This window comes from Citrobacter sp. Awk 2, from assembly GCF_028069815.1.
Taxonomy (GTDB): Bacteria; Pseudomonadota; Gammaproteobacteria; order Enterobacterales; family Enterobacteriaceae; genus Citrobacter.
This window is the reverse complement of the sequence record NZ_JANEWL010000133.1, coordinates 1-10,002: the sequence shown is the minus strand read 5'-3', so window position 1 is coordinate 10,002 and position 10,002 is coordinate 1. Positions and strand designations below refer to the sequence as shown.

Annotated in this window: 8 protein-coding genes and 2 tRNA genes; 4 read left to right on the top strand and 6 right to left on the bottom strand. The window is 48.6% G+C overall.

The features are described 5' to 3' along the window. Nucleotide 1: 1 nt before the first annotated feature. From NNO02_RS21460 to NNO02_RS21445, 4 genes are all read right to left on the bottom strand, one after another. Nucleotides 2-83, bottom strand: a tRNA-Tyr gene (locus tag NNO02_RS21460). Between the two features lie 34 nt (nucleotides 84-117). Beyond that, a tRNA-Tyr gene (locus tag NNO02_RS21455) sits at nucleotides 118-202 on the bottom strand. Nucleotides 203-357: 155 nt separating this feature from the next. Then, on the bottom strand, nucleotides 358-1,200 hold the full coding sequence (purU, locus tag NNO02_RS21450; RefSeq protein WP_271455688.1) for a formyltetrahydrofolate deformylase: 843 nt from the start codon (nucleotides 1,198-1,200) through the stop codon (nucleotides 358-360). A 55-nt stretch (nucleotides 1,201-1,255) separates the two neighbouring features. After that, on the bottom strand, nucleotides 1,256-1,711 hold the full coding sequence (locus NNO02_RS21445) for a YchJ family protein (protein ID WP_271440926.1): 456 nt from the start codon (nucleotides 1,709-1,711) through the stop codon (nucleotides 1,256-1,258). Nucleotides 1,712-1,822: 111 nt separating this feature from the next. Here NNO02_RS21445 and rssA point away from each other — a divergent pair, with 111 nt between their 5' ends. From rssA to galU, 3 genes are all read left to right on the top strand, one after another. Further along, nucleotides 1,823-2,728 (top strand): patatin-like phospholipase RssA, encoded by a 906-nt coding sequence (gene rssA / locus NNO02_RS21440; protein ID WP_271440927.1) that lies wholly within the window; start codon nucleotides 1,823-1,825, stop codon nucleotides 2,726-2,728. A gap of 90 nt (nucleotides 2,729-2,818) precedes the next feature. Then, complete coding sequence (rssB, locus tag NNO02_RS21435; RefSeq protein WP_137381700.1) at nucleotides 2,819-3,832, top strand: two-component system response regulator RssB; 1,014 nt, start codon at nucleotides 2,819-2,821, stop codon at nucleotides 3,830-3,832. Nucleotides 3,833-4,036: 204 nt separating this feature from the next. Next, a complete protein-coding gene (gene galU / locus NNO02_RS21430) occupies nucleotides 4,037-4,945 on the top strand; it encodes a UTP--glucose-1-phosphate uridylyltransferase GalU (RefSeq protein ID WP_271440929.1) in 909 nt (302 codons plus the stop codon). Nucleotides 4,946-5,083: 138 nt separating this feature from the next. Here galU and hns read toward each other — a convergent pair whose 3' ends face one another. Beyond that, nucleotides 5,084-5,497 (bottom strand): histone-like nucleoid-structuring protein H-NS, encoded by a 414-nt coding sequence (gene hns / locus NNO02_RS21425; RefSeq protein ID WP_003020723.1) that lies wholly within the window; start codon nucleotides 5,495-5,497, stop codon nucleotides 5,084-5,086. Between the two features lie 644 nt (nucleotides 5,498-6,141). Here hns and tdk point away from each other — a divergent pair. After that, entirely contained in the window at nucleotides 6,142-6,759 is a 618-nt protein-coding gene (gene tdk, locus NNO02_RS21420; RefSeq protein ID WP_005126397.1) for a thymidine kinase, read from the top strand. Nucleotides 6,760-6,982: 223 nt separating this feature from the next. On the opposite strand, the gene adhE is transcribed toward tdk, so the two are convergent. Further along, the gene (adhE, locus tag NNO02_RS21415) at nucleotides 6,983-9,661 is read right to left on the bottom strand and encodes a bifunctional acetaldehyde-CoA/alcohol dehydrogenase (RefSeq protein WP_048211477.1); all 2,679 of its coding nucleotides are present in this window, start codon (nucleotides 9,659-9,661) and stop codon (nucleotides 6,983-6,985) included. Nucleotides 9,662-10,002: the final 341 nt, after the last annotated feature.

The window sequence follows — 10,002 nt, the reverse complement described above, 5'->3', positions numbered from 1 at the left end:
GTCGTGGGGGAAGGATTCGAACCTTCGAAGTCGATGACGGCAGATTTACAGTCTGCTCCCTTTGGCCGCTCGGGAACCCCACCAGGGGTAATTCAAATTGTAGGCAGTGCTTGAAGATGGTGGTGGGGGAAGGATTCGAACCTTCGAAGTCGATGACGGCAGATTTACAGTCTGCTCCCTTTGGCCGCTCGGGAACCCCACCACGGGGTAATGCTTTTACTGGCCTGCTTCCTTGGGAAGCGGGGCGCATCATATCAAATGACGCGCCGCTGTAAAGCATTCCTTTGCTTAACGTGGATCGTTTGCGTACTTTTCATCCGTAACGCAGTAAAGCTAATCAATTCATATTATTGGTGATTACAGAATAATCGTTCGGTTACCGTAAACGAAAACTCGCTGGGCCAGAACCTGATACAGCGCACGGCTTAATACGTTTTTCTCAACGTCACGGCCGGCACGCATCATATCCTCTGCGGTATAGGTATGATCCACATGAATCACGTCCTGCATGATGATCGGACCTTCGTCGAGATTGTCATTCACATAGTGGGCTGTCGCTCCGATGATCTTCACGCCGCGCTCATACGCCTGATGGTACGGGCGCGCGCCAATAAAGGCGGGCAGGAATGAGTGGTGAATATTGATAATCTTATTTGGGAAGCGAGAAACAAATGTCGGCGTCAGGACACGCATATATTTTGCCAGCACGACATAGTCTGACTGATGTGCGTCGATAGCGTCCGCCATTTTTTGGTCATGCTCGTCACGCGTTAGTCCTTCGTGGCTGACCAGCTCAAAAGGAATATCAAAACGCTCAACCAGGGAGCGCAACGTGTCGTGATTGCCGATAACTGCGGCAATTTCAACATCCAGTCCGCCGTAATTGGCCTTCATTAATAGGTCGCCCAAACAGTGAGCTTCTTTGGTGACTAAAATGACAATGCGGCGACGTCCCGCTGGCGTAAGTTCACGAATGGAACCTTCTGGTAGTGCGCTGTCCAGATCGGTCAGCAGTGTGACATCGTTAAAAATGCCTTCCAGTTCGGTACGCATGAAAAAGCGCCCGGTACGGTGGTCCACGAACTCATTATTCTGCACGATGTTCAGTTCGTGCTTGTAACAGATATTAGTAATGCGCGCGATCAGACCTTTTTGGTCCGGGCAAATAGTACGCAGCACTTTTCGTTGTAATGAATGCATTTGCAGCGGAGATCCTGTTGAGAATGTTTGCATAATTGATACTGTCGGGCGTTGATTAGCCGCAGCACTTTTTAAATTTTTTACCGGAGCCACAAGGGCAGGTATCGTTTCGTCCAATTTGCGGGCGTGTACCATCGATATAGTACCACTGACCGTTTTCTTTTAAAAAACGAGAGCGTTCGATAATTGCGCCTGTTTTTCCCTGTTCAGAAAACCGTGCGACAAAACTGACATAACCGATAGTGTCGGTTTCTGCCGTCTGCTGTTCAAAAACGGTCAGCCCCAGCCATTCGGTATGGGTAAATCCTGCAATAATGTCATCCCGGAAATCGGCGGCATGGCAATCTGGATGCCAGGTTTTGATGAGGTAATCTGCGTCTTTCATCACAAAAGCACAGTAACGAGAACGCATGAGATGTGACGGCGTTGGTGCTACTTGTGCACCGGACACATAACGGTAGCAACATAGGCTATACTCGACAGCGCTACCACAGGGACAAAGCTGAGACACAAAGTACTCCCTGGAATAAAAAAACGGCGTAAAAACGCCAGGGTGGCACTATGTTAACTGAGCCGTGGCGATGTTGCTACGTCTGCAAGCCAGGGGAAGTCTGTAGGTATAATGAGAAAAATAAAAATTGGGCTGGCGCTAGGTTCCGGCGCAGCACGCGGCTGGTCGCATATTGGTGTGATCAAAGCCCTGAAACACATGGGCATTGACATTGATATTGTGGCAGGGTGTTCCATTGGCTCACTGGTCGGCGCCGCCTACGCATGTAACAAACTCCCCGCGCTTGAACAGTGGGTTTGCTCCTTCAGTTACTGGGATGTTTTACGCCTGATGGATCTCTCGTGGCGCAGGGGCGGACTATTGCGCGGCGAACGGGTATTCAACCAGTATCGTAATGTCATGCCGGTAGAATCTATCGAGCAATGCTCACGCCGTTTTGCCACTGTTGCAACCAATCTCAGTACGGGCCGTGAACTCTGGTTTACTGAAGGTGATTTGCACCTTGCCGTTCGGGCCTCCTGCAGTATTCCAGGCCTCATGTCACCTGTGGCGCACAATGGTTATTGGCTGGTAGATGGTGCGGTGGTGAACCCTGTGCCTGTCTCTCTGACGCGTGCGTTGGGGGCCGATATCGTTATTGCGGTCGACCTGCAACATGATGCGCACCTGATGCAACAAGATCTGCTCTCCTTCAACGTCAATAGTGAAACCGAATCGAACGATGATGAGCTGTCATGGCATGCCCGCCTGAAAGAGCGCTTGAGCAACATTACGGCCCGGCGTGCAGTCACGGCACCTACGGCGATGGAGATCATGACGACCTCGATTCAGGTTCTGGAAAACCGTCTCAAGCGCAACCGTATGGCTGGGGACCCACCTGATATTCTGATTCAGCCGTTTTGTCCGCAAATATCCACGCTGGATTTCCATCGCGCCGGTGCTGCAATTGCTGCCGGGCAGTTAGCGGTCGAGAAGAAAATGGATGAGCTTCTGCCCCTGGTAAAAACCAACGTTTAACGCATTTTTTATCAACACTTAAGCAAATTCTGACAGGCGTGAGTTGCAATAGCATGCCACTATTTACTAAAGCCAGTCAGGGGGGAGAATATGACGCAGCCATTGGTCGGAAAACAGATTCTTATCGTTGAAGATGAGCCAGTATTTCGCTCGCTTCTGGATTCATGGTTTTCCTCTTTGGGAGCGACAACAGCAGTAGCGGGAGACGGGCTTGATGCGCTGGAGTTACTGGGGCGTTTCACTCCCGACCTGATGATTTGCGATCTCGCTATGCCGAGAATGAACGGCCTTAAACTGGTCGAGTATCTGCGTAATCGTGGCGATCAGACGCCTATTCTGGTGATCTCCGCAACGGAAAATATGGCCGATATTGCCAAAGCATTACGGCTCGGTGTGGATGATGTTCTTTTAAAGCCCGTGAAGGACCTTAACCGCCTGCGAGAAACCGTTTTTGCATGTCTTTATCCCAATATGTTTAATTCTCGCGTGGAAGAAGAAGAACGCCTGTTTCGTGACTGGGATGCGATGGTGGGCGATCCTGCTGCCGCCGCAAAACTGTTGCAAGAATTACAGCCCCCAGTGTCGCAAGTCATCTCGCATTGTCGGGTCAACTACCGCCAGTTGGTCGCCGCTGATCAACCTGGACTGGTATTGGATATTGCCCCTCTGTCGGACCACGATCTCGCCTTCTATTGTCTGGATGTTACTCGAGCAGGGGATAATGGTGTCCTGGCTGCATTATTACTGCGCGCGCTGTTTAATGGTTTGCTGCAAGAACAACTCACCCATCAGAATCAACGACTGCCTGAGCTCGGTGCGCTATTGAAACAGGTGAATCATTTACTTCGTCAGGCTAATTTACCCGGACAGTTTCCACTGCTGGTGGGGTATTACCACAGCGGATTAAAAAATCTGATTCTGGTATCGGCTGGGCTGAATGCGACATTAAATACCGGTTCACATCACGTACAAATCAGTAATGGTGTTCCGCTGGGCACGTTAGGCAATACGTATCTGAATCAGTTAAGTCAACGCTGTGAATCCTGGCAGTGCCAAATCTGGGGGGCAGGCGGTCGCTTGCGCCTGATGTTGTCTGCGGAATGAACAATCGAGAGGGTAGTGAATAAAATTGGTTCACCTCCCTTACGCTGTGAGTGCTACTATCAGCGCCAGTCTTATTCGTATTTATCTTAATTATACCGACGCGCGTCCTTTTCAGACCTGAAGCTTACTGCGGTACTGATATACTCGGATGCGAAACAGATTGATGAACACGTTCAATACATGAACAGTCCAGGAGAGTTTTAAATGGCTGCCCTTAATTCAAAAGTCAAAAAAGCCGTTATCCCGGTTGCGGGATTAGGAACCAGGATGTTACCGGCTACGAAGGCAATCCCGAAAGAGATGCTACCGTTGGTTGATAAGCCATTAATTCAGTACGTCGTAAACGAATGTATTGCTGCGGGCATCACTGAAATTGTACTCGTGACTCACTCGTCTAAGAATTCAATTGAAAACCACTTTGATACCAGCTTTGAACTTGAAGCGATGCTGGAAAAACGCGTAAAACGTCAGCTTCTGGAAGAAGTGCAATCTATTTGCCCTCCGCATGTCACTATTATGCAGGTGCGTCAGGGGTTGGCAAAAGGTCTGGGTCATGCGGTATTGTGTGCCCATCCGGTTGTTGGCGATGAACCGGTTGCGGTCATCCTGCCGGACGTTATTCTTGACGAATATGAATCTGATTTATCCCGTGACAACCTTGCTGAAATGATCCACCGTTTTGATGAAACGGGCAGCAGCCAGATTATGGTGGAGCCTGTAGCAGACGTAACGGCTTATGGTGTTGTTGATTGCAAAGGCGTTGAATTAGCGCCTGGTGAAAGCGTACCGATGGTTGGCGTGGTAGAAAAACCGAAAGCTGACGTTGCGCCATCTAATCTGGCCGTTGTGGGGCGTTATGTTCTCAGTGCGGATATCTGGCCTCTGCTGGCAAAAACACCTCCGGGAGCAGGTGATGAAATTCAGCTGACCGACGCAATCGATATGCTGATCGAAAAAGAAACGGTAGAAGCCTATCACATGAAGGGCAAAAGCCATGACTGTGGTAATAAGCTGGGCTATATGCAGGCGTTCGTTGAATATGGTATTCGCCATAATACGCTTGGCGCTGAATTTAAAGCATGGCTTGAAGATGAGATGGGTATTAAGAAGTAACCTCGCGGTATTATAAGGACAGAGCGGCGCTGCTAATCCAGCGCCGTTTTTTTATACCTAATTTGGGTAGGGCAATGTGCGAAGTGCGGGTAAAAAAAATCCCGCCAGTGGCGGGATTTTAAGCAAACTATTTCTGAATTATTCCTTGATCAGGAAATCGTCCAGTTGTTTACCTTGTTCTTCCATCGCTTTTTTGATCACTGCCGGTGTACGACCCTGGCCAGTCCAGGTTTTAGTTTCACCGTTTTCGTCAACGTAGCTATATTTAGCCGGACGTGCTGCACGTTTAGCTTTGGTGCCGGACTTAACCGCAGCCATGCTATTCAGCAGTTCGTTCGGATCAATACCATCAGCAATCAGCATTTCACGATATTGTTGCAGTTTACGGGTACGCTCTTCAACTTCAGCAGCGGCAGCGCTTTCTTCTTCGCGACGCTCGCTAACTACAACTTCTAATTTTTCCAGCATTTCTTCAAGCGTTTCCAGAGTACATTCTCTCGCCTGCGCACGAAGAGTACGGATGTTGTTCAGAATTTTAAGTGCTTCGCTCATTGTAGTAATCTCAAACTTATATTGGGGTGGTTTGTTGAGCTAATAATAGAGCGATAAATTCAGTTGTGCAATAGCCAGGAATGTAAGGAATTCAAAATTGCTCTTTATTTAGTGGCTGTATTAATTGTTCAGTCTTAATTTTATGACGATGTCGGGCATAAAAAAGGCTTATTGGTATGCGGGCTTCCCGGCAGCAGAGAGTAAAAATTCAAGATTCAGGTCACATTTCATAGTGTACAAATAGTATCTCTTTGCAGTGATTTCAACCTTTTGTATTAGTTTTGCTTACGGAAATCCTCTATTACAAGGCGGCTATCGTTAGATACAATAACAATAAGGGCAGGGTTTCTTTATTGCGCGGCGATGATAAGTGACGTTGATGAATTTCAGGAGCACTATTTGTGAAAGAATGTGTATATACACATCATACTTCAGGTTGTTTGTGCTTTGGCAGCGTACTTTCACTCTATTGTCCACTTAAGAAAGTACCCAAGGGCACTTCCGTGCTGAGGGGTATTTAGACGAAACAGGGTGGTGTTCGCTCGTTCTTTTATACATTCCGAATGTCACGCTGCACCGACTTGTTTGTGAAATATGATACAATCCTGCCCATATTTATTCTCCCCGGTGAGGGCCGACACACAATGGCACAGCTTTATTTTTACTATTCTGCAATGAATGCAGGCAAGTCGACGGCATTGCTGCAATCTTCATACAATTATCAGGAACGTGGGATGCGTGCCGTTGTATATACAGCGGAAATTGATGACCGTTTTGGCGCGGGAAAAGTAAGTTCACGTATAGGCCTGTCGTCACCTGCAAAATTGTTTAACCAAAATTCATCTTTGTTCGAGGAGATTCGTGCGGAGAACGCGCAACAACGAATTCACTGCGTGCTGGTCGATGAGTCTCAGTTTCTGACGAGACAGCAGGTTTATGAATTATCAGAGGTTGTTGATCAGCTGGATATTCCAGTTTTGTGTTATGGCTTACGCACTGATTTCCGTGGTGAATTATTTGGTGGTAGCGAATATCTGCTTGCATGGTCTGATAAGTTGGTTGAATTAAAGACCATTTGCTTCTGTGGCCGTAAGGCCAGCATGGTGTTACGCCTTGATCAGGCCGGAAGACCTTATAACGAAGGTGAGCAGGTCGTTATAGGAGGAAATGAACGTTATGTATCGGTGTGCCGCAAGCATTATAAGGAAGCACAGTCTGAAGGCTCTCTGACGGCCATTCAGGAACGCCACAGCCACGACTAGCTCTCTTGTTCTCCTGCTGAGTTAAAATCGCAGGGTAGGTCTCTGCTTTAGCCAGAAGCACTACCCTGCGGCATTGCCTTCTGGTGCCACTCTCACACCTATTTCCCTTACGCTTTTTCACCACAATGGCTGACGTCTGCATAGCCTGGTTTTGGCTGAGTATGGCAAAAAAAAACGGCCCCAAAGGGCCGTTTATGAAGATACTAAAACTTATGTGAGTGCATTAAGCGGATTTTTTCGCTTTTTTCTCAGCTTTAGGCGCGGCTGCTGGTTCAGTTTTAGCAGCAGTTTCACCTTCGCTGTACTCACGACCGTAGTAAGTATCCAGCAGGATCTGTTTCAGTTCAGAAATCAGCGGGTAACGCGGGTTAGCACCGGTACACTGGTCGTCAAACGCATCTTCAGACAGTTTGTCGACGTGTGCCAGGAAGTCAGCTTCCTGAACGCCAGCTTCACGGATAGATTTAGGAATACCCAGCTCAGCTTTGATTTCTTCCAGCCATGCCAGCAGTTTCTGGATTTTAGCCGCAGTACGGTCGCCCGGTGCGCTTAAACCCAGATGGTCTGCGATTTCGGCGTAGCGACGACGAGCTTGCGGACGATCGTACTGGCTGAATGCAGTCTGTTTAGTCGGGTTGTCGTTCGCGTTATAACGAATGACGTTGCTGATCAGCAGGGCGTTCGCCAGACCGTGAGGAATGTGGAACTGAGAGCCCAGCTTGTGTGCCATTGAGTGACATACACCCAGGAAGGCGTTAGCAAACGCGATACCAGCAATGGTTGCTGCACTGTGAACACGCTCACGCGCTACCGGGTTCTTAGAACCTTCATGGTAGGACGCAGGCAGGTTTTCTTTCAGCAGTTTCAGCGCTTGCAGAGCCTGACCGTCAGAGAATTCAGAAGCCAGTACGGAAACATAAGCTTCCAGGGCGTGAGTCACTGCGTCCAGACCACCGAATGCACACAGTGATTTCGGCATATCCATCACCAGGTTGGCATCGACAATTGCCATATCTGGAGTCAGCGCGTAGTCAGCCAGCGGATATTTCTGACCCGTTGCATCGTCGGTAACAACCGCAAACGGCGTTACTTCAGAACCGGTACCGGAAGTGGTGGTGACGGCGATCATTTTCGCTTTCACGCCCATTTTCGGGAACTTATAGATACGTTTACGGATGTCCATAAAGCGCAGTGCCAGCTCTTCGAAATGGGTTTCCGGATGTTCGTACATCACCCACATGATTTTCGCGGCATCCATCGGGGAACCACCGCCCAGTGCGATGATAACGTCAGGTTTGAAGGAGTTAGCCAGCTCAGCACCTTTACGAACAACGCTCAGAGTCGGGTCAGCTTCAACTTCAAAGAACACTTCGGTTTCAACGCCGGCTGCTTTCAGAACGGAGGTGATCTGGTCAGCATAACCGTTGTTGAACAGGAAGCGGTCGGTCACGATCAGAGCACGTTTGTGACCATCGGTAATCACTTCATCCAGCGCGATTGGCAGTGAGCCACGACGGAAGTAGATAGATTTCGGAAGTTTGTGCCACAACATGTTTTCAGCTCGCTTAGCAACGGTTTTCTTGTTGATCAGGTGCTTAGGACCAACGTTTTCAGAGATGGAGTTACCACCCCAGGAACCACAACCCAGAGTCAGGGAAGGTGCGAGTTTAAAGTTGTACAGGTCGCCGATACCACCCTGTGAAGCCGGGGTGTTAATCAGGATGCGCGCGGTTTTCATCATCTGACCGAAGTAAGCAACGCGTTCTGGTTGGTTGTCCTGGTCAGTGTACAGGCAAGAAGTGTGGCCGATACCACCCATCGCAACCAGTTTCTCTGCTTTGTCTACCGCATCTTCGAAATCTTTCGCACGGTACATCGCCAGTGTCGGGGACAGTTTTTCGTGAGCAAACGGCTCGCTTTCATCAACAACTTTCACTTCACCGATCAGGATCTTAGTTGTTTCCGGAACTGAGAAGCCTGCCAGTTCAGCAATTTTATAGGCCGGCTGACCAACGATAGCGGCGTTCAGTGCGCCATTTTTCAGGATAACGTCCTGAACAGCTTTCAGCTCTTTGCCCTGCAGCATGTAGCCGCCGTGGCTAGCGAAACGTTCACGAACTGCATCGTATACAGAGTCAACAACAACAACGGACTGTTCAGAAGCACAGATTACGCCGTTATCGAAGGTTTTAGACATCAGAACGGAAGCAACCGCGCGCTTAATATCCGCAGTTTCGTCAATAACAACAGGGGTGTTACCTGCACCTACACCGATTGCTGGTTTACCGGAGCTGTATGCTGCTTTAACCATGCCTGGACCACCGGTCGCAAGGATCAGGTTGATGTCCGGGTGATGCATCAGAGCATTAGACAGTTCAACGGAAGGTTGATCGATCCAGCCGATCAGATCTTTCGGTGCACCAGCAGCGATAGCCGCCTGCAGAACGATGTCAGCTGCTTTGTTAGTGGCATCTTTAGCACGCGGATGTGGAGAGAAGATGATTGCGTTACGCGTCTTCAGGCTGATCAGCGATTTGAAGATAGCAGTAGATGTCGGGTTAGTGGTCGGAACGATACCGCAGATGATACCAATCGGTTCAGCGATGGTGATAGTACCGAAAGTGTCGTCTTCAGACAGAACACCACAGGTCTTTTCATCTTTATAAGCGTTGTAAATGTATTCGGAAGCAAAGTGGTTTTTGATCACTTTGTCTTCGACGATGCCCATGCCGGATTCGGCAACGGCCATTTTCGCGAGAGGGATTCGAGCGTCTGCGGCTGCCAGAGCGGCGGCGCGGAAGATTTTGTCAACCTGTTCTTGAGTGAAACTGGCATATTCACGCTGGGCTTTTTTTACGCGCTCTACAAGTGCGTTAAGTTCAGCGACATTAGTAACAGCCATAATGCTCTCCTGATAATGTTAAACTTTTTTAGTAAATCATCTGCTCGATACGAGAGTATAGACAGACCGACGAAAAATTGTATAACGTTTTGAAAATCAAACGGTTAATTAACGTCCACTTTACTTTGATTTACTAAAAGAGCTTATGCGTTAGCGTCATTTAACTCTAACGCGTTACCTCCAGGTGGCGTAAGCAAGATTACTCACTTCTGAGTAGTAATTGCGTGATCTGGATCAAATTTCCGCAAAGCTGACACCTTTCAGCAGGCCCTTTTAGCGTTTCTTGGTAAGTGTTAAAAAATTGATGTAATGAATGAGGTTAACATTAGCATATTTAATAC

What these genes read in the sequence shown, in the direction of transcription:
- adhE (WP_048211477.1), bottom strand. Translation starts at nt 9,661, where the DNA reads ATGGCTGTTACTAATGTCGCTGAACTTAACGCACTTGTAGAGCGCGTA.
- tdk (WP_005126397.1), top strand. Translation starts at nt 6,142, where the DNA reads ATGGCACAGCTTTATTTTTACTATTCTGCAATGAATGCAGGCAAGTCG.
- purU (WP_271455688.1), bottom strand. Translation starts at nt 1,200, where the DNA reads ATGCATTCATTACAACGAAAAGTGCTGCGTACTATTTGCCCGGACCAA.
- rssA (WP_271440927.1), top strand. Translation starts at nt 1,823, where the DNA reads ATGAGAAAAATAAAAATTGGGCTGGCGCTAGGTTCCGGCGCAGCACGC.
- galU (WP_271440929.1), top strand. Translation starts at nt 4,037, where the DNA reads ATGGCTGCCCTTAATTCAAAAGTCAAAAAAGCCGTTATCCCGGTTGCG.
- hns (WP_003020723.1), bottom strand. Translation starts at nt 5,497, where the DNA reads ATGAGCGAAGCACTTAAAATTCTGAACAACATCCGTACTCTTCGTGCG.
- rssB (WP_137381700.1), top strand. Translation starts at nt 2,819, where the DNA reads ATGACGCAGCCATTGGTCGGAAAACAGATTCTTATCGTTGAAGATGAG.